Consider the following 23498-nt stretch of genomic DNA (forward strand, 5'->3'; position numbering starts at 1 on the left):
CCGAGTGCTTTGGCACTGGTCGCGATGGTGGGTACCTTCCTCGAATCCATGCCTCTATTCTACTCCTTCATAGCGAGCATGAATAGCCCAATTCTATTGGGATACAACACTATTCAGACAATTCGACCCCCTCAATTCAACAACACCGAAACCCGTCCATCGCAGCCCCCTAAACTGACGCAAATGATCGAGGTACGCGTACTCGAACCCGACGACTGGCAACTCTGGCGCCAGCTCCGGCTCGCCGCTCTCGCCGACGCGCCCTGGGCCTTCGGCTCGACCCTCGCCGAGTGGACAGGCCCCGGCGACACCGAGGCCCGCTGGCGCTCCCGCTTCGACAACGTCCCCTTCAACGCCGTCGTCTCCTGGCGCGGCACCCCCGCCGGCATGGTCGGCGCGTACCCCTCGGACACCGAAACCGGGACGGTAGAGCTCATTTCGATGTGGGTCGCCCCCTTCGCGCGCGGCAAGGGCGTATCGGACGCCGCGATAGACGCGGTAGTGAAATGGGCAGGGCCCCGGCCGGTGATCCTGTCGGTCAAGACAGACAACGCCGTCGCGATCCGCCTGTACGAGCGTCACGGATTCGCCGACGCGGGCCCCTCCCCCGACGACTCCGACGAACGCCTCATGCGCCGGTCCTAGCCGAACTCGCACACCGGACCCCCGCGCATACGAGCCATTCCACGCACGAGCTCCAGCCCCCGAAACCCGCAGAAGACAGAAGATGCCCGGCTCACAAAGGAGCCGGGCATCAGAAACAGCACCAAATACCCCGAAACCCTATGTCACAGTCCAGGTCTCCCGACCGGTAAGCAACGTCTGCAGGGTCCCCTCCGCCACCGGCTTCTGTTCGCGAGCCGCACTCAGCTGCGCACGAACGCCGTCGTCGTAGGTGGGCCGGGTAGCGGCCCGGAACACCCCGGTCACCACCCGGGTCATGTCCTGATCGGACAGCCGGGACAGCGCGTACGCGTACTCGGGATTGTCGGTGTACGCGTCGTGCACCACGATCTCGGACTCCGGGACCGACGTCGCGGGCACCACCTTCAGCCCGAATCCGCTTCGCACCACGGCCAGTTCGTTGTCCGCGCCGAATCGAATCGGCTGACCGTGCCGCAGCCGGATGAGGTGGGACTCCGCGTTCTCCTTGCGCAGGATGTCGAACGACCCGTCGTTGAAGATCGGGCAGTCCTGCAGGATCTCCACGAACGCGGTGCCGCGATGTTCGGCGGCCGCGCGCAGAACCTCGGTGAGTCCGGCACGGTCGGAGTCCAGAGCCCGTGCGGCGAACGTGGCTTCGGCCCCGAGCGCCACCGACAGCGTGTTGAACGGATGGTCGATCGAACCCATCGGCGTGGACTTGGTGACCTTGCCGGTCTCCGACGTCGGCGAGTACTGGCCCTTGGTGAGCCCGTAGATCCGGTTGTTGAACAGCAGGATCGTCATGTTCACGTTGCGCCGCAGCGCGTGCACGAGGTGGTTGCCGCCGATCGAGAGCGCGTCGCCGTCACCGGTCACGACCCAGACCGACAGGTCCGGCCGGGTGACCGCGAGCCCGGTGGCGATGGCGGGCGCGCGCCCGTGAATCGAGTGAATCCCGTACGCCTCCAGGTAATACGGGAAGCGGCTCGAGCACCCGATGCCGGAGACGAACATCAGATTCTCGCGCTTCAGCCCCAGCTCGGCCAGGAACCCGCGCACGGTGGCGAGGATGACGTAGTCACCGCAGCCGGGGCACCAGCGCACCTCCTGATCGGTGGTGTAGTCCTTGGGTTTCTGCGGACCGTCGGCGTGCGGCACCCCGGACAATCCGGTTAGCCCCAGATCCGTTCCGACGAGCGGGTTTTCGAGGATGGTCATCAGTTACCCCCTGGAGTGCGGTAGGTGGCCCGCGCTCGTGCCGCGAAGGCCTTGCTCTGCTCCATCTCGGCGATGGAGCCGTCCAGTGCCGCGTCGATCACCCCGACCAGTTCCTGTGCGGAGAACGCCGTCCCGGCGACCTTGGTCCACGGCTGCACGTCCACCAGGTAGCGGGCGCGCAGCAGCATGGCGAGCTGGCCGCCGTTCATCTCGGGCGCGACCACCGTGCGGTACCGGCCCAGCACGGCGCCGAGGTTGGCGGGGAAGGGATTCAGATGCCGCAGGTGCGCCTGGGCGACCGGTACGCCCCGCCGCCGCGCCCGCCGGCACGCCTCGCCGATGGGCCCGTAGGAACTGCCCCAGCCGATGAGCAGCAGTTCCGCCCGGCCGCTGGGATCCTCGACCTCGAGGTCGGGCACGGTGATGCCGTCGATCTTGGCCTGGCGCAGCCGCACCATCAGTTCGTGATTGGCGGGCTCGTAGGAGATGTTGCCGCTGCCGTCGGCCTTCTCGAGACCGCCGACGCGATGCGCGCGGCCCTTCGTCCCGGGCACGGCCAGCGGCCGGGCCAGGGTCTCGGGATCGCGCGCGTACGGCAGGAAGCCGTCGTCGTCCGCGCCCTCGGGCTCGAATGCCGGATCGATGGGCGCGAGATCGCCGACCTGCGGAATCGCCCAGGGCTCGGACCCGTTGGCGATGGATCCGTCCGAGAGCAGCAGCACCGGCGTGCGGTAGGTGATGGCGATGCGCGCGGCCTCGACCGCGGCGTCGAAGCAGTCCGCGGGCGAGCGCGGGGCCAGCACCGCGACCGGCGACTCGCCGTTGCGGCCGTACAGCGCCTGCAGCAGATCGGCCTGCTCGGTCTTGGTGGGCAGACCCGTCGACGGACCGCCGCGCTGCACGTCGATGATGAGCAGCGGCATCTCGGTCATGACGGCGAGTCCGATGGCCTCGCTCTTGAGCGCGAGCCCAGGTCCGGAGGTGCTGGTGACGCCCAGCGCGCCGCCGATCGAAGCACCCAGGGCCGCACCGATTCCGGCGATCTCGTCCTCGGCCTGGAAGGTGGTGACGCCGAAGTTCTTGTGCCTGCTCAACTCGTGCAGGATGTCCGAGGCCGGCGTGATCGGGTAGGTGCCCAGGAACACCGGCAGCCCGGACAGCTGACCGGCCGTCACCAACCCGTAGGCGAGGGCGGTGTTGCCGGTGATCTGCCGGTAGGTCCCGGCGGGCAGCGTCGCGCGGGCGACCTCGTAGGTCGTCGCGAACGCCTCGGTGGTTTCGCCATAATTCCACCCGGCCCGGAATGCGAGAATATTCGCTTCGGCCACTTCGGGTTTGGACCCGAATTTCTCCCGGAGGAACTGTTCGGTACCACCGAGTGGACGGCCGTACATCCAGGAGAGCAATCCCAGCGCGAACATATTCTTCGCGCGCTGCCCATCTTTTTTACCCACACCGGTCGGTTCGGTTGCCGCCAGGGTCAGCGATGTCATGGGCACCTGATGCACCACGAAATCGGACAGTGTCCCGTCGGCGAGCGGATCCCCCGCGTAACCGACCTTCGAAAGATTACGTTTGGTGAATTCGTCCGTGTTCACGATGAGCGTGGCCCCGCGGGCCAGCTCCTCCAGATTCGCCTTGAGCGCCGCCGGATTCATCGCCACCAGCACATCGGGCTGATCACCGGCGGTGAGGATGTCGTAGTCCGCGATCTGGATCTGGAACGACGAGACACCCGGCAGCGTGCCCTGGGGCGCGCGGATCTCGGCCGGGAAGTTCGGCTGTGTTGCAAGATCATTTCCGAAAGCGGCTGCCTCATGGGTGAATCGATCACCGGTGAGCTGCATACCATCACCGGAGTCGCCGGCGAAGCGAATTACAACCTTTTCCAATTTCTCAGCGGCAGCGCCGTTTCGGGCCGCTGTCACCGATTCGTCATGCTGGGAACCCATGCGCCTGCATCACTTCCTCGTCCGTGAGAGGTACCAACGCCAAACTACTCCGCTATATTCGCGACACACCCGCGAAAACAGCGGTGAAACGTCGAGATTTCGCGGCCGGCGTCAGGCGAACAGTGCCAGCTGCGGGTCGGGCGTATGCGATTCGGCGGCACGCACTTGCGGCTCGGCCTGCCGTTCGCGGTTCAAACCATGCTTGTCCAGCAACGGATCGATCCGGCCGCGCAACCACGCGGAGTACTCCGGTGTCACTGAAGTCCCGCGACCATACAGCTGCCGATAGCGCCGGATGAGCGCCGGGTGCTGTTCGGCGAGCCAGGTGAGGAACCAGCCGCGGGTGCTGCCGCGCAGATGCATGGGAAAGGCGACCGCGCTCGCGGCCCCGGCCTCGGCGATGGCGGCGAAGAGATCGTCCAGCTGTGACCGGCCGTCGGTGAGGCACGGAATGATCGGCGCCACCATGACATTCACCGCGAACCCGGCGTCGGCGAGGGCGCGCACGAGCTCGAGCCGCGCGCGCGGCGAGGGTGTTCCCGGTTCGAGCGCGGTGCTCAGTTCGGGATCGAGCATCGCGATGGAGACGGCCAGATGCACCGGAACCTGGCGCGCCGCCTGGGTGAGCAGCGGCAGATCCCGGCGCAGCAGTGTGCCTTTGGTGAGAATGGAGAACCCGGTGCCGGATTCGGTGAGCGCGCCGATGATGCCCGGCATGAGCCGGTAGCGCCCCTCGGCGCGCTGATACGGGTCCGTATTGGTCCCCAGCGCAACGACTTCCCGCCGCCAGGAGCGCTTGTGCACCTCCCGGCGCAGGATGGCCGCGATGTTGGTCTTGACGACGATCTGGTTGTCGAAATCCTCGCCCGCGTCCAGATCCAGGTATTCGTGGGTGGGGCGGGCGAAGCAGTAGCGGCAGGCGTGCGTACAACCCCGCATGGGGTTGACGGTCCAGTTGAACGGCAGACTGCCGCCCTCGGGCATCTTGTTCAGCGCGCTCTTGCAGAGCACTTCGTGAAAAGTGATGCCTTCGAACTCCGGGGTTTGTACGCTGCGTACGAACCCCGCGCGTTCGAGCCCGGGCAGCGCGCCGTCATCGGCCTCGAGGGTCTGGCTCTGCCACCGCACCACACAAGTCGAACATTTGTTCTACCTGGTGTCAAGCGATCTTCTGGGTGACCGTCTTGAAGTTCTGCCCATTGTAGAAGGCCACGAGGTCGCGAATCGTCTCGTCCGCCGGGCGTGGCCGGTAGCCGAGATCGGTGCTCGCCTTGTCGTGTTCCACGACCGGCGCCGACAGCAGCGCGCCCATGGCCGCCTTGGAGATACGGTCGCTGCCCACGGCCTTGGCGGCGGGCTCGAGCACCGGCATCAGCGCGTTGATGAACTTGGCCGGAATGGCGAAGGCGGGCTTGAGCTTCCCGTTGACCTCGGCGGCCAGGCGGGTGGCGTCGAACATGTTGGTGAAGTGTCCGCCCAGCAGGTAGTTCTCACCAGTCTTGCCGCGCTCGCCGGCCAGGATGAGGCCGTTGGCCACGTCGCGCACGTCGACCAGGTCGAAGCCGCCGCTGATCATGACGGGCACGCGGCCGCGCGCGGCGTCCCACAGCGTCTTGTTGATGCGCGAGTCGGTGTTGTCGACCGGGCCGTACACACCGGTCGGGTTGCAGACGACCGCATCCAAGCCCTGATCGATGACCTTGCGCAGCTCGACCTCGCCCTGGAACTTCGAGCGGTCGTACACCGGCAGATCGGGATCGATGGACCGCGGCGAGCGCTCGTTGATGGTGCCGCCGCAGGTGTACTGGTTGAACGCGTGAATGGAGCTGGTGTGCACCATGCGGCGCGCACCGACCTCGAGCGCGGCCTCGGCGACCACGCGCACGCCCTCGGTGTTGACCCGCCAGGCGAGGTCGTTCTTGTGCGCGAGGGTGATGAGCGCGACGAGGTGGTAGACGACTTCCGCGCCCTCCAGCGTCCGGCGCATGGAGGCGGGATCGAGGACGTCGCCGCTGACCCAGGTGACACCCGGGACGGCCGGTCCGGCGGGCTTGACACGGTCGATGGCGGTGACCTCGTGACCGCGATCGGTAAGCAGGCGAAGCAAATTGGTGCCAAGGAACCCGGCGGCGCCGGTGACTGCGACCTTCATGTGATGAAGAATATAGAACTTGTTCTAATTTGCAAGAACGGCCGGGACCCGATCCGGAGACGCTCGCGTACCTGACTCGGCATGCGCCCGCATACCAAGCAGGCGGCCCGGACGCACGTGCGCGAGGTTAATCCGCCACGCCGAGCTGGACGATCGATGCGTTATATTCGCACCCGCATGTCCACGACGATTGGGGGGCACCAATGGCCGAGCTCTCGGTCGATACCGCGGCGGTTCGCACTTTCGCCGCGACGCAGGACGGCGTCGCCGCGAACATCGCCGCGGCCGGCGGCCTGGACACCGTAACCCACGTGGCCGCCATGACCCCGGTCTTCGGCGTGATCGGCGCCGACTTCCTGGCCAGCTTCGCCGTCGCCGAACTGCTGCACGACCGGGACATCAACTCCCTGTCGAGCCGGTTCGCCCACCTCGGTCAGGCCGCTTTCGGCTCGGCCGCCACCTACGACGGCACCGATGCCGCGTTCGCCGCCGGCCTCGGCTCGATCGAGGGCGCGATCGGCGAGCAGGCATGAGCCCGGTCGAGAACGGCGTGATCGGCGCGGTGCCTTCCATCGGAGAGCTCGGCGCTCCCGGCCCGTCGGGTCTTGCACCCGAACTCGTGGGCGCATCCGGCCCCGGGGTCCTCGACGCATCCGGCGGCACGGCGCTCGACACAGTCGGGGCCGGCACGTCCGGGGCGGCCGGCGGCGAGCACTCAGGACTGCCGGACCTGCCGCTGGGTCAGCTGCCGGACAACGTCGCGCCCTTCGCGCCGCCCGCTTTCGTCTTGTCCCGCAAGGAAATCGAGACCGCGGGGTCCCCGCTCACCGGCGGTCTGCCGCACGGTCTCGGCGGGGCGAACGGCCCGGACAGCTCCGCCTCGTCCGCCCTGGCCGGTGTGCTGACCCCCGGCATCGACGCGGCGCACGGCGTGCTCTCCGGCGCGCAGCACACCCTCGCGGACGCGCAGGGCGCGCTCTCGGGCACGCAGGCGGCCGTGAACGGCATTCCCGCCGCCCTCGACGCGGCACAGGCCGCGCTGAGCAACGCCGCGGTGACCCTTCCGGTGCTGCCGCCGCTACCCGCGGACCCGGTCGGTGATCTCATGAAGGGCCTGGCGCTGCCCGCCATCCCCGGGATCGACGCGCTGTTCAAGCCGTTCCTGGATCTGATCAACGCCTTCGGCACCGGCGTTCTGGGGCAACTGAATCCGGCCACCCTGCTCAGCCAGGGCTCGCAGCTCATCGAGACGGCGCTGCAGGTCGGCAAGGGCGCGGTCGAGACCGTCGAATCGGCCTGGCAGGGCAAGGCGTCCGGCGGCGCGCAGGACGCGAGTCAGCAGGCGCAGGCGCACGGCCGCGAGACCACCCAGCGCGGCTTCGATCTGTCGGCCGTGACCGAGCAGGCCGCCGCGGTGGTGCAGCGCGGCAACGTTCAGCTCACCGCCATCGCGCAGTCCTTCGCCGCCCAGGCGACGGCGCTGGCCCCGGTGATCCTGGCCCCGCCCGCGCAGACCGCGCTGATCGCCTCGGCCACCGAACATCTCGCCTCGGCGGTGACGGTCGTGAACGTGACCCGCGGCGAGCTCGCGGGATACACCGCGCAGGTCAACGCCGTGGTCGGCCAATTGCTCGGGCAGAACGCCGGCCCCAACCCCGCCGAGGTGGCGAAGTCGTTGGCGCAGAACGTCGGTCAGCCGATTCTCGAACAGGCCAAGCAGCTGATCGAGGGCGGGTTGAACGCGGCGAACGCCGTTGCGGCCGCACCCGGTCCGGGCTCACCCACCGATCCGGACACCAAGGCCGCGGGTCTGGGTGCAGGCGCGGCGGTTGGCGGCGGTGGCGGCCTCGGGGGCGGCGGTCTGGGCGGAGGCGGCGGAACACCCTCCGCACCGGGCGGTCCCGGCTCGTCCGTACCCGGCGGTCGCCTCGCCCCGGCCGCGCCCGGCCCCTTCGGTGCGGGCGGCCCCGGCGTACCCGGCATGACCGGCCCCCTGACCCCCGGCTTCATGGGCTCCCCCGCCGCGGCGGCCGCGGGCCGCGGCGCCGACCAGGATCACGCCCGCGCGGTCCAGCCGTACCAAAGCCCCACGGGCGACAGCGAACTCACCGCCGACCTCGGCCCCGCCATCCCCCGCGTCATCGGCGAGCCTGATAACCCTGCCGAAGAAGACCAGCCCACCCAAGCCTGATCCGTCTCGGACGAGTCGCCGTAGCGGGCACAGGCCGGCGCGACGCCGACCACGAACACGTGCGTCGGTGCAGACGTACCCGAGGACCCCAACTCCACCGGCAGACCGCTCACCGCCCGGTCGAGCGATCCGGCGACCGGACACCGTGCCGCTCACTCGAATTGGGGTGCGGCATCGCCAGGCCTCGTCGATTCGGCTGCCGCGCCGCGAACTCCGCCGATACGTCCAGGAAAAGGTGATGCCGCGGCCGTCGGAGTAGCTGCTCCGGGACCGCGGCATCGTGGAGGCGGAACGCGATTTGTACACCTCGCGGGCTCCGACACCGTATGGGGGCCGGTGCGTGTGACCGGCGGATCGATCAGACCGCTGTGGGGCGTACCTGGGCGTCGATCCCGCCGTCGATGACGAACTGAGCGCCGTGGATGAAACCGGCCTGCGGGCCGAGCAGGTATGCGATCAGGGACGCTATCTCATCGGGAGTTCCGTTGCGGCCGATCGGCGGAACGAAGTTGCGAATGGCGTCGCCGTAGCGCGGGTCGTCCATACCGGCGCGCAGCAGCGGGGTGTCCACGCCGCCGGGCGCCACGGTGTTCAGGCGCACACCCGCCGCACCCCATTCGGGAGCGCGTTCGCGGACGGCCACGGTGACCGCGTTCTTCGACGAGGCGTAGGCGTACTGGCCCGCGAAGTCGCCCGCCTCGGCGAAGGCTTCGGCCTCGGTGCCCTTGTTGATCGGGTTGTCCGCCCACGCGATATGGGTGGAGGCCACCGACGAAACCACCACCGCCGCAGGGGATTCGCCCTTCTGCAGGGCCGGGAAGAGCGCGTCCAGGAACGCGACGGTGGCCCGGTAGTTGATCTCGACCACGAAGTTGGGGTTGGGGACGTGCGGGCCGACGCCCGCGCAGAGCACGAGTCCGGTCAGCGCGCCGCCCGAGCGCTCGAGCACCGCGTCGACGGCGGCGGCACGGGCGGCCGGATCGGTCAGATCCGCGGTGATGTCGGCATTGCGCAGGTCGATGCCGATGACGTCGTGGCCCGCCGCGGTGAGCGCGGCGGCGGTGGCCGCCCCGATGCCCGACCCGGATCCGGTGATGGCGATGGTCATGTCTGCGATTAGAACAAGGTTCAGATTGCCGCCGCAACCCACACCCTCGGCGATCTCAGCCATCGGGACCACCGGCCCCGGTCACCAGCCGGATGCGCTACAAAGGATCAGGCAATTCAGGACGATCCGCGGCAATACACCCGGATCTCGCCGACTTCTGGCCAGTGCGCTCGAACCCCCGCTAGCATCACCTCTACTAACTAGAATCTGTTCTAGTTTTCGTACTTGCTCACCGTCGAGAGGACGATCCCGATGCGCTTCACCTACGCGGAGGCGATGACCAACCCGGACTACTACATCCCCCTGGCGCGGGCCGCCGAGGAGGCCGGGTTCCACAGCATCACCGTCGCGGACAGCATCGCCTACCCGGCGGAGTCCGACTCCAAGTACCCGTACAACGCGGACGGCAACCGCGAGTTCCTCGAGGACAAGCCGTTCATCGAGACCTTCGTGCTCTCGGCGGCCATCGCCGCGGCCACCACCACCCTGCGCCTGACCCCGTTCGTCCTCAAGCTGCCGATCCGCCCGCCGGTGCTGGTGGCCAAGCAGGCGAGTTCGCTTGCGCGCCTGAGCAACAACCGCTTCGCGCTGGGCGTGGGCATCAGCCCGTGGCCGGAGGACTTCGACATCATGGGCGTGCCGTTCGAGAAGCGCGGCAAGCGCCTGGACGAGTGCATCGAGATCCTCAAGGGCCTGTCCACCGGCGAGTACTTCGAGTACCACGGCGAGTTCTACGACATCCAGAAGATCAAGATGACCCCCGCGCCGACCGAGCCGCTGCCGATCCTGGTCGGCGGGCACAGCGACGCGGCGCTGCGGCGCGCGGTGCGCCTGACCGACGGCTGGATGCACGCCGGCGGCAAGCCCGAGGATCTGGACCGCTACCTGGCTCGCATCAACGAATTGCGCAGCGAGCGTGACAATCCCGGTGAGTTCGAGATCCACGCCGCCTCGATGGACGCCTACTCGGTCGACGGGGTCAAGCGGATGGAGGACAAGGGCATCACCGACGCCATCGTCGGCTTCCGCAACTCCTACGCCAAGGAGCACGACACGGAGACCCTCGAGGAGAAGATCGTCAAGATCAAGTGGTACGGCGAGAAGATCATCGGCAAGCTGAACAGCTGAGTCCCGCCGCGCTCGAGCCGCTGTCGCGTGCGCTCCCGATGCCGGGGGCGCACGCGTCGCGCGGTCATCGCGCGAGAGCGAGCACCGACTACCGGATGCTCAGGGCCCAGCGCTCCTCACGACGCGCGGCGGCAATCGCCCCGGCCACAGCGCTGAGCATCGGCCGGCTCAGGAGTGCTTGGCGAAGCCCAGCTCGATGACCGCGTCGCGCTCGGCCGCCAGCTCGGCCACGCTCAGATCGATTCTGGCGCGCGAGAATTCGTCGATCTCGAGCCCCTGCACGATGCTGTACGCACCGTCGGCGCAGGTGACCGGGAACGAGCTGATCAGCCCGCGCGGCACGCCGTACGAACCGTCCGAGGGCACGGCCATCGATACCCATTCGCCCGGCGCGGTGCCCAGCACCCAGTCGTGCACGTGGTCGATGGCGGCGCTGGCCGCGCTCGCCGCCGAGGACGCCCCGCGCGCCTTGATGATGGCGGTGCCGCGCTGCTGGACGGTGGGGATGAAGTCGTTCTCCACCCAGTCGCGGTCGCCGATGAGTTCGAGGGCGGGCTTGCCGCCCACCGTGGCGTAGCTCAGGTCCGGGTACTGCGTGGCGGAGTGGTTGCCCCAGATGGCGATTCGCTCGATGTCGGCGGCCGCCGCCCCGGTGCGCGCGGCGACCTGCGCGATGGCCCGGTTGTGATCGAGCCGGGTGAGGGCGGTGAAGCGCTCGGCGGGCACGTCGGGGGCGTTGCTCATGGCGATGTAGGCGTTGGTGTTGGCCGGGTTGCCGACGACGAGCACCTTCACGTCGGCGGCGGCGTTGGCGTTGATGGCCGCGCCCTGATCGGTGAAGATCGGGCCGTTGGCGGCCAGCAGGTCCGCGCGTTCCATGCCCGCGGTGCGCGGGCGCGAGCCGACCAGGATGGCGATGTTGGCCCCGTCGAAGCCGACCCACGGATCGTCGGTGATGTCGATGCCCGCCAGCAGCGGGAACGCGCCGTCCTCGAGCTCCATGGCCACGCCCTCGAGGGAGGACACGGCGGCCGGTATCTCGAGCAGTCGCAGTCGCACGGGTGTCCGATCACCCAGCAGCGCGCCGGAGGCGATGCGGAACAGCAGCCCGTAGGCGATCTGCCCGGCGGCGCCGGTGACGGTGACGGTGACGGGTTCCAGACGGCCTTGCTCGCTCACCACGAACTCCTCGCGTAGTCGAGATATCCGTTTTCACCCTATCCCCGCTCACACCCGAAAAGCCTCGGCGGTGAGGCCGGAAGTGATCAACCAGACACCGGGCCATCCGCCTCGACCAGATCGACTACCTGGGTGTTTGTCCCGGCGGCGGCGATTCCAACCGATTGCCCTGCTCAGCGTTAAGCCGCTCGGAAGATCATTCGCGGGACCGCGCCCGACCGCGCGGCCGAACGGGGAGGGATATGCGATGGGGTGGCTCTGCGTACTGATCGTGGCGGGATTCTTCGGCTTGATGATGCTGGCGGCCGCGAGTTCGGCCCGGGCCGAACGCGAACGCGTCGACCGCCTGTACAGCTGGGCGGCGATGGCCGGATGGCGGGTGCACCACCGAAGCGACGCGCCGTGGACCGGCCGGCTGCCCGGCAGAAACCGGCACGGCATCGGCATCAGCCTCGTCGGTCACATCGACGGCCGCTGGGTGACGGTGGCGGAGTACTCGCACGAAACCACCAGCACCCGCTCCAGCGGTGATTCCACTGTCACCGACACCACGACCCATCGATACCTGGTTACGGTGGTGCACCTCGACCGGCCGTACCCGCTGCTGTCGGTGCGTACGCAGGGCATGTGGTCGCTGCTGGGCCGGGCGCTGTTCGGTGATCGGAAGACCGCGACCGGAAACCCGTTGTTCGACTACACCTTCCGCATCGACGCGGGCGATCCGGCGTATGCCAAAGCCATGGTGGGGCCGCACCTGATCGAGGCGCACATCGCGGGCGCGGTCCCGCTGTGGAGTCTGGCCGGGACCGACCTTCTCACCTACGTACCGAACGTCCGGCTGAGCGATCCGCGCGCAATCCCCGGCTACGCGGCCCCGCTGCTGCGTGTCGCGGATCTTCTGGGTCACGGGGAATTCGGGTCGATGGGGAATGTCGACCGTCCGGCCTGATCGGCACGGCTCCGCCGAAATAGGCTGCGCGCCGGGCTGTCCCGGCGCATCAGCGCGCAGGGCTCACGAACGGCACGCCACACGTACTCGACGGGCTCGTGGCCCGGAAGCGCGACGTGCTAGCGGGTCAGCTCGGAGATGTCGGCGTCGGACAGCACGACCATCGAGACCGCGTCGCGGTCGCGGACCTGGCGCATCGCGCGGTACAGCGGGCGTTCCTCGGCGTTGGCGTCGCGGGCCTCGGCGCGCAGCTGCTGGACGAGCAGGTCGGAGACCGCGAGGGCGGCGGCGAGCGGGCAGGCGGCCAGGGCGTCGGCGAGCTTGCGCAGGCCCAGGATGTGGAGTTCGCGGCCGCTGCCGGAATCGGTGTAGATGGCCAGGGGCACCACGCGGGTGTCGCCGTTCGCGGTCACGCGCAGCAGCACCCGGCTGACCTTGCCCGGGTACACCACGATCTCGGTGCCGGTCGCGGCGGCGAGGTCCACGCTGTGCTCGCCGCGCCAGGTTCGGGCGCGAATCACGGTGCCGGACAGCAATATCCGCTTGCGCTGGACCGCGGTGGCATACAGGGCGGTGGGCGCGCCGAGCACCAGCCCGATGGCGACGGCCACCGGCCAGCTCACCCAGAGCGCGGTCAGCAGTCCCATCCCGATGCCGACGCCGAGGGCGGCGAGGGTGAGCCGGCGCAGCGCGGGAGCGAGCAGCTCCGGCGCGATGAGATCGAGCCCGACCTCGGCGGCGGCGCCGGATTTCGATTTGTCAGTCACAGTTGCGCATTCGTCCAAGTGCATCAGGCGCGCCGCGGCTGCCACGCACCGCGGGGACGCTACCAGGACTCTCCCCCGGCGTGCCCCACTTCCGAATCCATTGTCCGCCAGCGCACCGGGCGGTGCGGAAGAACCGCCCGGCGGCGCCCGCACGCGCGGCTACCCGCGAACGACACCGCGCCCCGGACCGTGGTCCGGGGCGCGGTGGTCCACGAGCTTCGGTCTACTCCCCCGCGAGGGCGGCGGCGATCTGGGCGACGGCGTCGTCCAGGGCGATCTGGCGCTGTTCGCCGGTGCTCAGATCCTTGAGCCCGAGCTCGCCCTCGGCGACCTCGCGCTCGCCCAGGACCAGCGCGAAACGCGCCCCGGACTTGTCCGCGGCCTTCATCGCACCCTTGACCCCGCGACCGCCGTAGGCGATGTCGGTCCGGATGCCCGCGGCGCGGAGTTCACCGGCCAGCACCACCAGGCGCTGTTTGGCCACCTCGCCCAGCGGCACGCCGAACACGTCGATGCGGGTGCCGTCGGTGGCGGACTTGCCCTCGGCCTCGAGCGCGAGCACGGTGCGGTCGACCCCGATGCCGAAGCCGATGCCCGAGAGCGGCTGCCCGCCGAGTTCGGCCATGAGCCCGTCGTAGCGCCCGCCGCCGCCGATGCCGGACTGCGCGCCCAGCCTGTCGTGCACGAATTCGAAGGTGGTCTTGGTGTAGTAGTCCAGGCCGCGCACCATGCGCGGGTTGACCACGTACGGCACGCCGAGCGCGTCCAGGTGTCCGAGCACCTGGTCGAAGTGCGCCTTCGCGGACTCGGACAGGTGATCGATCATGAGCGGCGCGCCCGCGGTCATCTCCTTGACCTCGGGCCGCTTGTCGTCGAGCACGCGCAGCGGGTTGATCTCGGCCCGGCGGCGGGTCTCCTCGTCGAGTGGGAGCTTGAACAGGAACTCCTGCAACAGCTCCCGGTACTGCGGACGGCAGCTGTCGTCACCGAGCGAGGTGAGTTCGAGCCGGAACCCGTCGAGTCCGAGCGAGCGGAAGCCGCGATCGGCGATGGCGATCACCTCGGCGTCCAGGGCCGGATCGTCGACGCCGATGGCCTCGAGGCCAACCTGCTGCAACTGCCGATAGCGGCCCTTCTGCGGGCGTTCGTAGCGGAAGAACGGCCCGGCGTAGGCCAGTTTGACGGGCAGCTGACCGCGATCGAGGCCGTGCTGGATGACCGCGCGCATGACACCGGCGGTGCCTTCGGGGCGCAGGGTGAAGCTCTCACCGTTGCGATCGGCGAAGGTCCACATCTCCTTGGAGACCACGTCGGTGGACTCGCCGACGCCGCGCGCGAAGAGCGCGGTTTCCTCGAAGATCGGCAGCTCTATGTGCCCGTATCCCGCCAGTCGCGCGGTGTGGATCAGTGCGTCGCGCACGGCGACGAACTCCGCGGAGGTGGGGGGCAGATAGTCGGGTACCCCCTTCGGGGCACGGAAGCTGCTGGTCTTGGTCACGCCGTCCAGTTTTCCCCATGGTGCTTATCCAAGTCCAACCGGTTAGTGTGCACCGGTTATAAGGGAGCGTCTCAGGAAGTGATGGCACACTCTTATGCCGGAAGCAACCGATACGGAGGGACTAGCTAGTGCCGAGCAATGAACAGCGACGCGCTGCGGCGAAACGGAAGCTGGAGCGCCAGCTGGCGAACCGCGCCTCGCGGGCACGCAAGCAGAAGCAGATGACGATCGCCGCGTCGGCCCTGGGCGTCGTGGTCGTGATCGCAGCGGGTGTCGGTCTGTACCTCTGGAACCGTGGTGACGACAACACGAGCACCACCGCGACCTCCGAGACCCCGGACGCCTCCCTGTCCTCGGCCGCGCCGCTCCCGGTCGCCAAGGCCAAGCCCGCCACGGTCACCTGTGACTACCGCAATGCCCAGAGCCCGGCGTCCAAGCCGGTCGAGCGGCCGGGCACGGCGGACATCTCCACCACGACCAACGCCAAGGCGACCCTCGAGACCAATCAGGGCGCGATCGGCGTGACCCTGAACGCGGCCGAATCGCCCTGCACGGTCAACAGCTTCGTGAGCCTGGCCAAGCAGAACTTCTTCTCCGACACCCAGTGTCACCGCATGACCACCGGCGAGGGCCTGCAGGTGCTGCAGTGCGGTGACCCGTCGGCCACCGGCATGGGCGGCCCGGGTTACCAGTACGACAACGAGTACCCGAGCGATCAGTACGACGCCGCCGATCCCGCGGCGCAGATGCCGGTCGGCTACAAGCGCGGCGTGCTGGCCATGGCCAACGCCGGGCCGGATCAGACGACGGGCGGCGGCACCAACGGCAGCCAGTTCTTCCTCGTGTACGGCGATTCGCAGTTGCCGCCGCAGTACACGATTTTCGGCACCATCGACGAGGGCGGTCTGGCCACGCTGGACAAGATCGCCAAGGCGGGTGTCGCCGGCGGCGCGCCGGATGGCAAGCCCGCCGAGGACGTCACCATCCAGTCGGTCCGAATCGACTGACCAGCACGGTTTTTCGGCCCCGGCGCTCGTAGAGCACCGGGGCCGTTCGTTTTTCGCGAAAAGCAACCGCATACCTCCTCCGAACCTTCGGTGTAAGGCTTCCCTAACCAAAGAAAATCCTGAGTTTTCGCTGAGATGCCGGAATTGTGCGATATATGCTGTATCGCGACGCGCGCGTACGGCGGTATCCGAGTTTTCGCTGGTAACCTCGTAGAACGGAGTACGAAGCGGCGTAGTAAGGCCCACCGGGCAACCCCCAACGGACCGAGCCCCCCACGCCTCCCAGCACTCCCGGTGTCGCGTTCGCAGGCGGGACATGGCTGACCGAATCACCGTTCGTATGGCGATGTTCGAGACGAAGCACCACAATCATCCATAGTGATCACTGCAGCATCGGGGAGCAGGCAATGGCCGAGGAACTCGACGACATCGGCGCCCAGACGGCGGCGATGATGAGGCAAATGTTGCAGCTCGCGACACTTGTCGCGCTGCGCACCCGGGAACGTGGCCAGAAAGAAGCGGAAGCGCGCGTCAAAGTCACCGAGTCCCGGCAGAAAGAGGCCCGTGAGCTCCAGCTCCGGGAAGCCGCGGATTCCAAGGCGAAGGATCCGCGCAACCTCGAACTGGCGCGCATGATCGAAAAGCCGCCGCTGGACAAGGGCGTATCCCTCGAGAAGGACAGGTTCACCGCGCAGGCCGAGGCCACGCGCATGGCCGCCACGCAGGCCGCCATGAACAAGAATCTGGTCCGTTACGACTCGGTGGAGCGCCGAACCGCTCTGGCCCAACACCTTTCCCGCATGGGTATCGCGCCGGAACTGGCCGCGGTACGCATGCTGCTCGAGGTAGGGCAGGCGCAGTCGGCAGCCGAAGCGGTCAAGGCCCGGGAACAGGAAGCCGCCGTCGCACAGCGCCGGGCGCGGGAGCTGGAAGCGCGCGGCCTCCAGCGCACACGCACCTAGACGCACGTACCCGCGGGAAATCAGAGCGACACAGCTGAACTCGGCTGTGTCGCTCGATCATCAGGGCGTGCGGGTCACGCAAGCGTGTCGCACGGATACACCGGGCGAGTGGCCTTATCGAACAGGCGATCTGCGGTACCGCCGTGTCCCCGATCGCTCAGCTCGCAGCCGGCGGTGGCCGGCCGACAGGCGGTCCGGCTGATAAACCGGCCGCCACGGTCACACGGATCCGAACCCGAGATCTCGCTTCGACACGCCCGGGCTCGACTGGCGTTCACAACGATTCGATGTCGCGCGGTCCAGACGATCCATTAGCTCGCGGACAACCGGCGAATCAGGCAAACAGCCCGAACGCCCCGTATCTCCGTCGAGCACGCCGTGGCGGATCCTCGAACCCGATCCGCCACAACGTCATCGACGTGTCCGCGACAGCCGGCTCAGAGCCGGAAGTCCCCCATAGTGGGATCGCTGAACAGCCCCTGCTGCGGCGACTTCAGCGGCAGCGGCGTGAGCATGTCCTTGTGCCCGTTGCGCACACTGCAGTACTTGAACGGCCCCTTGGGGTCGAACAGTTTGCCCATGTGCGGATCCGCGTGATCCAGGAACCACACGCTCAGACCGGTTTTGCCGTCCTGGCGGTAGTGTTCCCAGGCGCGCCACATCGCGTCCAGGCGCGCGACCGCCTCGGCGTGCTTCCACCATTCGGGGCACCACACCGTGTCGCTGATATCGGTCACCTGACGGCGGTACACCAGGCTCAGGTAGTTCTCGACGAACTCCACCACGCTCTGGTAGACCATCGGTTGTTGCTGCTGTTCGGTCACAGCGGCCGGACCTCCTCGATTTTCCCGGCGTCCTTCGCCGGTTCCTGCTTGACCAGTGACGGCGTGCCGATCAGATCCGCTATCTCGGTTTTCTTGCGCGGAGACGGGTCGTGCTGGGTGATCGAATCCTTCACCGCGGCAGCGTATTCACCCTCCCACCACGGCACCGTGCGCACGAGCACCGCCGGCGTGCCGGAGGAGAACACGATCGCCCGCCCGCGCGGCAGCGTGGCCAGGCCGTGCACGTCGAAGGTCTTGGACGAGCCCAGCGACCGCGAATAGCTCTTGCCACCACTGGATTCCGAGACCGAGGACGAGATGCTGTCGTACGCGCCGATGGCCTCGGAGCGCTCCTGCAGGAACTTGGTGTCGTCCACGCCGCTGCCGAGCACCTTGATGTTGGCCGCGGCCCACAGCGCTTCCATGCCGTCCAGACCCCAGCAGCGCGCGCCCTGCGCCCACGACTGCAGCACCGTCATGACGACGATGCCGCGCGAGCCGAAGTGGCTGTACTGCTTGGGCAGATCCTTCCAGCGCACCACGTTCGCGGCTTCGTCCAGCACCGCGAGCAGCGGGATCTCGAGGCGGCCGCCGTGCGAGCGCGAGGCCTCGCGCATGGCGATGTCGATGACCGCCTCGGTGAGCGCGCTGACCAGCGGGGCCGCCGAACCGCGGCCTTCGAGCGAGAGGCAGTAGAGCGTGCCGTTGTCGCGGATGAAGGCGAGTTCGTCGAACTGCGAACGACCCGATTCCGGGGTGATCCAGCGGTGCACGTTGGAGAGCTTGAGGCAGCGGATCATCTTCTTGGCGGTACCGAAAACGCCACTGCGCGTGCGCTCGTCGACGTTGTACTGCTGGGCCAGGCCCGAGGCCATGAAGTGGAACCGGCCGGTGCGGCGCAGCAACTCGATGGGCTCGGTGTCCTGCGGGTTGGTGACCCATTCCCAGCACTGGGTGATGGGCCGGTCATCGACCGCGGCGGCCAGGAACAGGCCCGCGAGCAGATCCTCGGCCTCTTGGTCGAAGAAGCTGTCGGTGGAGGTGGCCATGCCGCCGCCGGCGCCCTCGTCCGCGTCGGCGAAGTGCCCGGCCAGGCGGGCGGCGCGCATCTCGCAGCCGTCGCTGCGGGCGTCGATCCAGGCCAGCGGGTCCCAGAACCAATTGCGGGCCCGGTCATCGTGATTCATCGGATCGCCCGCGATGTCCTGCGGGTCGAAGATGAAGATCGGGCTGCCCTTGTTCTCGCGCACGTCGCGGGTGGCGTCGACGACGTCGCGCTTGTTCGAGGTCACCAGGGCCGGGCCGATGGCGGCCAGGATCGCCGGGATGACGCGCGAGGTGGTCTTGCCCTGGCGCGGACCCCAGATGTCGATGTGCAGGTCCTCGTAGGAGCCGTAGAGCATGCAGCCGTCGGCCACCGACATGCCGATCGGAACGCCGGGCATGTCGTTGCTGCCCAGTCGCATGCCGAGCTGGGTCGCCTTCTCGCGCACGCCGGCGTCGGTGAGCGATTTGATGGCGCCGCCCGAACCCATGTGGTCGGCCTTGTCATCGACCGCGAGTCGCCCGATCGCCTTGCGCGCCTTGGCCCTTCGCTTGTAGAGCTGGTAGCCGACCGCGCTCAGCACGACCAGCAGCACGACGACCGTCGCCCAGCCGGGCCAGTACAGCTTGCCCTTGGCCAGGTCGACGGCGATGGCGATCGGATTGATCGGCAGGTCCTGTTTGGGCGAGGACAGGGCATTGCCCACCTGGATGGACACCCACAGTGTTCCCAGCACGGCGAATGCCGTGTAGATCATGAACAGCGTGGTGTCCGGACCCGGTGCGGCGGGATCCTTCACCGGTTTCTTCGCCATCTCCAGCCTCCTCAGATGACCTGTAAGTCGATGCGGCTCAACGGAATTCGTCCAGCGCCCAGCCGCCGGGGACGCGCACGACGGTGGCGACGACGGTACTGGGCGACAAGGGTTCGCGGCGGCCGTCGGGATAGACGACCGTCTGTTCGATGCCGATCTTGTATCGCTGACGGTCGGGATCCGCGCCGGGCGGAGCCTTCTCACCGGACGCGAACGCGAACGCTTCGACGTGAGCCCCGGATTTGCTCCAATCGGCCCACTGCAACGTCGCCTTCGGCGTCGCGGCACCGGCGGGTGGTGCATCCAGTGTACGGATCAGCGTGGGTCCCAGCCATTTCCGAGCGCGCGCCAGGGCGGGGGCACCCTGCACCTCGGTGGCGGGATACCAGGTGTAGATCTCGCGCAGGGCCGCGACCGCCACGCCCTCGCCGCTGGCGGGATCGGGAGCCGGGGCGCTGAGCAGCAACCGCGTGGTGGAGGTGGGCGGTTGCAGGGTAACGGGACCCGAGCCACCATCGGAACCGCTGCCGCACGCGGCGGTCAGCATCGCGATGACAGGCACCAGCATCACCACCAGTTTCGCGCCTTTGGCCGCCGGGACCGCATCGCCGGGTCCGTGCCGGCGACGCAGCGTCGGACCTGTGTTCCAGGCTAGTCCTCCGGGCCGAGCGCTGGGCGATACCAGCGGTTTTCCCGAATCGGCGTGTCCGAATCGCCGGGTTGCGGTCATGACCCCCGCTTGGCGTGATTGAGCGTTTCCACCAGGCTGCGGTTCATTTCCGCGGCCGCGGCCAGCTGCTGCTGCAGGAGCGCGACCTTGCGGCGCAGGGTGCTCGCGTCCATCTGCTCGAGCCCGGGGCTCTCGGCCGCGCGCACCCAGTTGCGGACCGAATTGGTGTGCACGCCTATTTGTTCGGCGACCACCCGGCACGCCTCCGATTCCGAGCGCATCTTCGCGCTCAGCGCCACCACCTGCTCGACGGCGGCCTGCCGCACCTCCGGCGAGACTCTTCGGTAGGACCGGTGCGGCATCATTCGGGGCTCCCGTCGTCGTCGTTGCCGCGCCGGGCGGTGGTTTCGCTGAATTCGCTGAAACGCTGGTTGGTGTCGTGAATTCCGCTCTCCTTCTCCGAGGGCGAGAACTCCATGTGGAACGGGATGCCGGGGCGGCGGTCCTCACCGATCTTGATGAGGAACTTGCCGGTGCCGGGGGCGGACGGGCGCTGCTGGCCGGGCTTGAGCGCCTCGCCGGTGAGGGCCTGCGGGGCGGACCAGCTGGTGACCATGTCCTCCTCGGCGGAGGTGAACGGGACGATCGAGTCCAGCCGGCCGATCTCCTCCGCGGGTAGCGCGCCGAAGATCTTGGCGCGGGCGCGTTCCAGGAAGCCGAGCGCCTTGGAGATGGCCGCTTCCGAGCCCAGGGACTGCAGGTCCTTGATGGTGTGGCTGATCATGATCAGCGCGGTGGCGATGCTGCGCTGCAGACGGGTGAGCTCGTCCACGCGGTCGACCATGAAGTCGCCCAGGCCCAGGACCTGCCACAGCTCGTCCATCACGACCTGGAAGTAGCGCTGCGGGCCCAGGCCCGCGTCGGCCAGGACGTGCGCGGCTTCCACCGAGGCGAAACCGTCGGCCCAGCAGGCCAGCATGACCGCGGCCTTGAGCTTCTTGTCGCCGTTGGGGATGTGCGAGACGTCGATGCAGACAGCGGTCGAAGCGGTGTCGATGGGAGTTGTGGTGTGGCCGTTGAAGATCGCGCCGAACGGGCCCTGGGTCAGTGCGCGCAGCGAGCGGCGCAGGCCCTTGATGGCGTTCTGGTATTCGTCGGGGTTGTCGGCGCCCGCGTCGAGCATGAGTTCGTCGCCGCCGTTGACGATGACGGTGAGCAGATCCTCGATGATGGGCGGCTGGTCCGGGGTGAACTCGCTGCCCTCGCGGTACAGGATGCGCAGGGCGGTGGAGATGAGGGTTTCCTCGTAGTCGCGCACGCGCGCTCCGCGCACCAGTTCCACCAGGCCCGCGACCAGGGTGACCTGGCGGGCGCGCATCTCCTGCATGACCTGGGTCTGCAGTTCGGGCAGGTCGTCGAGGCGGGGCACGATCGAGCCCAGGACGCCGGCGGCGAGCGGATTGAGTTTGCCGTGGCCGTAACCCAGGTCGATGACCTGACCGCCGACCAGCTCCACGAGCTTGCGGTAGTCGGGCTTGACGTCGGCCAGGATCAGCGGGGTGATGCCCTGCGCGACGCCGCCCAGCACGATGCGGCGGACCAGCGAGGACTTGCCGAAACCGTTGAGGCCCAGCACGAACAGGCTCGGGGCGGTGATGAAGCTGCCGCGCATGAACCAGTTCATGGGGTCGAAGCAGACCGGGGCGCCGGTGTGCAGGTGCGAGCCCAGCGGGGTGCCGATCAGGGGTGCGCCGGCGCCGACCGACCAGGGCCACAGGCCCGCGACCTGGGCGGTGGTGGCGCGGTACTCGACCGGCCGCCCGACGACGTTCATCCGGCCGCCGCCCGCGCCGATGTAGCCGCGGTCGGTGAGTTGCGCTGTGGTGCGGTCGAATTCGTCGACGCTGCCGTACTCGATGCGTTCGACTCGCGCGGCGAAGTTCCGCCTGCGCAGGTCGTCGGTGTGCAGGCGGAAGGTCGCCCACACCGCCCGCAGCCCGTTCTGCTCGCGAACGATGACCTCGAGCTTGGCCCGCGACGCGTCGTCGAGCAGCTTGGGTCCCTGCTGGCGCTTCTTGGCGGCCTTCTTGCGCGCCGCCGCGCCCTTGGGCACGCGGGCCTTGCCCTTGTCCCGGTCCTGACCGCCGCGGCGCGAACCGCCGTCGCCGTCGATCCGTTCGGGCCGGGCCGTCCGCTTGCGCGCGGTCCGCTCGCCCGCCTCGCCCTCGGGCCGCGGCCGTCGCGTCCGTCCCGAAGATCCCGCGCGCCCGCCGATGTGCACCCGGTCCGCGTCGGTGGGCCGCGTCCGCCCGTCCGCACCGCGCTCGCCGTCGCGTCCCGCCGAATCCGCGCCTCCCCGACCGGTTTCCCGCTCGGCGGCCCGACGCGCGTCGCGGTCCGCGCCGCTGCGCCGTTCGCGCCCGTCGGCCTCGGTCGCCCGGCTCCGCGCCCGCGGATCACCGTCGCGCCGCGTACGTGCCTCGCCACCGCGCCCGCGCTCACCGGCACGCCGCGCGTCGCTCCCCCGGTCGTCCGGGGCGGTCCCGCGGCGTGCGTCGCTCCCACGCTCGTCCGGGGCGGTACCGCGCCGTGCCTCGCTTCCGCGCTCCGGGCCGCGCCCGCGCTCGCCCGCACCGGTTTCCGCGCCGTGCGCCCGCTGCCCGGCGGTCTGGGGCCGATGCGGTCCCGTTCCGATCTCGGTGCCGTGCGCCCGCTGCCCGGTCGTCGCCGGCCGATGCGGTCCGGTGCCGATCTCTCCGGCGTGCGGCCGCTGCCCGGCCCCGTGCGCCCGTTCGGCCGCTACGGTCTCGCCGTCGCGGGTCCGCACGTCCTGCGCGACGCGCCCCGCGGAACTCCGATCCCGCTCCCGCGCATCGCCGTCCGCACCTGACACGCCGTCGTCGCCACGTTCCCGGTCCATGCGGTCCCCCTCGAATCGTTCCGAACCGAGCGCAGCCGATCCCGCCGCCTGCCCCGGGCGCGCGTGGTCGCGCTCCGAACTTTCTGAGCCACCAACCTGTTCCGACCCCGCCACCGCCGGGTCCCCGTCCGCTCTCCCCCCGGCTCTTCGCCCACCCCCGTCACCCACGGGTTCCCCCTCGAGCGACAACGACGGAATGGTCCGCCGCCCGCCCCGCCGGGCGCCACTCACGCCCGACGCGTCCGCCTCGCTCCCCACTACACCCTGATCACCCCGCGCGTGGCTGTCGGCCTCGCCGCGCGAATCCCGCTGCCCCACACCAACAACCGCCTCGTCTCCCGCACCTGCGGAACCGGTGGCGGCTGCGCCGCCGCTTCCGGTCGCGGCCGCCTCGGCGCCCGCCGCTACTTCGTCGGCGGCCCCACCGTCACGCCGCGTCGAGGCCGCTGCCTCGGGCGCGTCCTCGCTG

At 68.9% G+C, this 23498-nt stretch carries 20 protein-coding genes; 7 read left to right on the plus strand and 13 right to left on the minus strand.

Features of this window, described 5'->3' with window-relative positions; all coding sequences use genetic code 11:
* Positions 1-183 precede the first annotated feature (183 nt).
* On the plus strand, positions 184-645 hold the full coding sequence (locus ACWDOP_RS10650; RefSeq protein ID WP_456344843.1) for a GNAT family N-acetyltransferase: 462 nt from the start codon (positions 184-186) through the stop codon (positions 643-645).
* 138 nt (positions 646-783) lie between these two features.
* On the opposite strand, the gene ACWDOP_RS10655 is transcribed toward ACWDOP_RS10650, so the two are convergent.
* From ACWDOP_RS10655 to ACWDOP_RS10670, 4 genes are all read right to left on the minus strand, one after another.
* Entirely contained in the window at positions 784-1863 is a 1080-nt protein-coding gene (locus ACWDOP_RS10655) for a 2-oxoacid:ferredoxin oxidoreductase subunit beta (RefSeq protein WP_456344844.1), read from the minus strand.
* The gene (locus ACWDOP_RS10660; protein WP_456344845.1) at positions 1863-3815 is read right to left on the minus strand and encodes a 2-oxoacid:acceptor oxidoreductase subunit alpha; all 1953 of its coding nucleotides are present in this window, start codon (positions 3813-3815) and stop codon (positions 1863-1865) included. The genes ACWDOP_RS10655 and ACWDOP_RS10660 overlap by 1 nt, the downstream gene beginning before the upstream one ends.
* Positions 3816-3926: 111 nt before the next feature.
* Positions 3927-4943, minus strand: a complete 1017-nt coding sequence (locus ACWDOP_RS10665) for an Rv2578c family radical SAM protein (protein WP_454202895.1) — start codon at positions 4941-4943, stop codon at positions 3927-3929.
* Positions 4944-4974: 31 nt separating this feature from the next.
* Positions 4975-5967 carry an NAD-dependent epimerase/dehydratase family protein gene (locus ACWDOP_RS10670; protein WP_456344846.1) on the minus strand — a complete coding sequence of 331 codons (993 nt, stop codon included), beginning with the start codon at positions 5965-5967 and terminating at the stop codon, positions 4975-4977.
* A gap of 203 nt (positions 5968-6170) precedes the next feature.
* On the opposite strand from ACWDOP_RS10670, the gene ACWDOP_RS10675 reads away from it, so the two are divergent.
* Both ACWDOP_RS10675 and ACWDOP_RS10680 read left to right on the plus strand, forming a co-directional pair.
* Positions 6171-6500, plus strand: a complete 330-nt coding sequence (locus tag ACWDOP_RS10675; protein ID WP_454202893.1) for a type VII secretion target — start codon at positions 6171-6173, stop codon at positions 6498-6500.
* A complete protein-coding gene (locus ACWDOP_RS10680; protein WP_456344847.1) occupies positions 6497-8158 on the plus strand; it encodes a hypothetical protein in 1662 nt (553 codons plus the stop codon). The genes ACWDOP_RS10675 and ACWDOP_RS10680 overlap by 4 nt, the downstream gene beginning before the upstream one ends.
* 358 nt (positions 8159-8516) lie before the next feature.
* Here the strand turns inward: ACWDOP_RS10680 and ACWDOP_RS10685 are convergent, their stop codons facing one another.
* Positions 8517-9266 carry an SDR family oxidoreductase gene (locus tag ACWDOP_RS10685; RefSeq protein WP_454202891.1) on the minus strand — a complete coding sequence of 250 codons (750 nt, stop codon included), beginning with the start codon at positions 9264-9266 and terminating at the stop codon, positions 8517-8519.
* 252 nt (positions 9267-9518) lie between these two features.
* On the opposite strand from ACWDOP_RS10685, the gene ACWDOP_RS10690 reads away from it, so the two are divergent.
* Positions 9519-10394 (plus strand): TIGR03619 family F420-dependent LLM class oxidoreductase, encoded by an 876-nt coding sequence (locus ACWDOP_RS10690; protein WP_454203135.1) that lies wholly within the window; start codon positions 9519-9521, stop codon positions 10392-10394.
* Positions 10395-10562: 168 nt separating this feature from the next.
* Here the strand turns inward: ACWDOP_RS10690 and ACWDOP_RS10695 are convergent, their stop codons facing one another.
* Positions 10563-11573, minus strand: a complete 1011-nt coding sequence (locus tag ACWDOP_RS10695; RefSeq protein ID WP_456344848.1) for a malate dehydrogenase — start codon at positions 11571-11573, stop codon at positions 10563-10565.
* A 247-nt stretch (positions 11574-11820) separates the two neighbouring features.
* Between ACWDOP_RS10695 and ACWDOP_RS10700 the strand changes: the two genes are divergently transcribed.
* Positions 11821-12522: a hypothetical protein gene (locus ACWDOP_RS10700; protein WP_456344849.1), complete on the plus strand. Its 702-nt coding sequence runs from the start codon at positions 11821-11823 to the stop codon at positions 12520-12522.
* Between the two features lie 119 nt (positions 12523-12641).
* Here ACWDOP_RS10700 and ACWDOP_RS10705 read toward each other — a convergent pair whose 3' ends face one another.
* Positions 12642-13289 carry a hypothetical protein gene (locus ACWDOP_RS10705; protein ID WP_456344850.1) on the minus strand — a complete coding sequence of 216 codons (648 nt, stop codon included), beginning with the start codon at positions 13287-13289 and terminating at the stop codon, positions 12642-12644.
* A 223-nt stretch (positions 13290-13512) separates the two neighbouring features.
* On the minus strand, positions 13513-14787 hold the full coding sequence (hisS, locus tag ACWDOP_RS10710) for a histidine--tRNA ligase (RefSeq protein WP_456344851.1): 1275 nt from the start codon (positions 14785-14787) through the stop codon (positions 13513-13515).
* Between the two features lie 128 nt (positions 14788-14915).
* Here hisS and ACWDOP_RS10715 point away from each other — a divergent pair, with 128 nt between their 5' ends.
* Positions 14916-15794, plus strand: coding sequence for a peptidylprolyl isomerase (locus ACWDOP_RS10715; RefSeq protein ID WP_454202886.1), 879 nt, complete (start codon positions 14916-14918; stop codon positions 15792-15794).
* 407 nt (positions 15795-16201) lie between these two features.
* Positions 16202-16756 (plus strand): hypothetical protein, encoded by a 555-nt coding sequence (locus ACWDOP_RS10720; protein ID WP_454202885.1) that lies wholly within the window; start codon positions 16202-16204, stop codon positions 16754-16756.
* Between the two features lie 437 nt (positions 16757-17193).
* On the opposite strand, the gene ACWDOP_RS10725 is transcribed toward ACWDOP_RS10720, so the two are convergent.
* The 5 genes from ACWDOP_RS10725 to ACWDOP_RS10745 all read right to left on the minus strand — a co-directional run bounded on the left by ACWDOP_RS10725 (position 17194) and on the right by ACWDOP_RS10745 (position 23029).
* Positions 17194-17580 carry a DUF4913 domain-containing protein gene (locus ACWDOP_RS10725; RefSeq protein ID WP_454202884.1) on the minus strand — a complete coding sequence of 129 codons (387 nt, stop codon included), beginning with the start codon at positions 17578-17580 and terminating at the stop codon, positions 17194-17196.
* Entirely contained in the window at positions 17577-19439 is a 1863-nt protein-coding gene (locus tag ACWDOP_RS10730; protein WP_456344852.1) for a type IV secretory system conjugative DNA transfer family protein, read from the minus strand. The genes ACWDOP_RS10725 and ACWDOP_RS10730 overlap by 4 nt, the downstream gene beginning before the upstream one ends.
* A 37-nt stretch (positions 19440-19476) precedes the next feature.
* Positions 19477-20007 carry a hypothetical protein gene (locus ACWDOP_RS10735; protein ID WP_456344853.1) on the minus strand — a complete coding sequence of 177 codons (531 nt, stop codon included), beginning with the start codon at positions 20005-20007 and terminating at the stop codon, positions 19477-19479.
* 158 nt (positions 20008-20165) lie between these two features.
* Positions 20166-20474 (minus strand): transposase, encoded by a 309-nt coding sequence (locus ACWDOP_RS10740; protein WP_354986893.1) that lies wholly within the window; start codon positions 20472-20474, stop codon positions 20166-20168.
* Positions 20471-23029, minus strand: coding sequence for a hypothetical protein (locus ACWDOP_RS10745; RefSeq protein ID WP_456344854.1), 2559 nt, complete (start codon positions 23027-23029; stop codon positions 20471-20473). The genes ACWDOP_RS10740 and ACWDOP_RS10745 overlap by 4 nt, the downstream gene beginning before the upstream one ends.
* Between the last annotated feature and the right edge of the window lie 469 nt (positions 23030-23498).

Source organism: Nocardia sp. NPDC003693 (genome assembly GCF_053981095.1).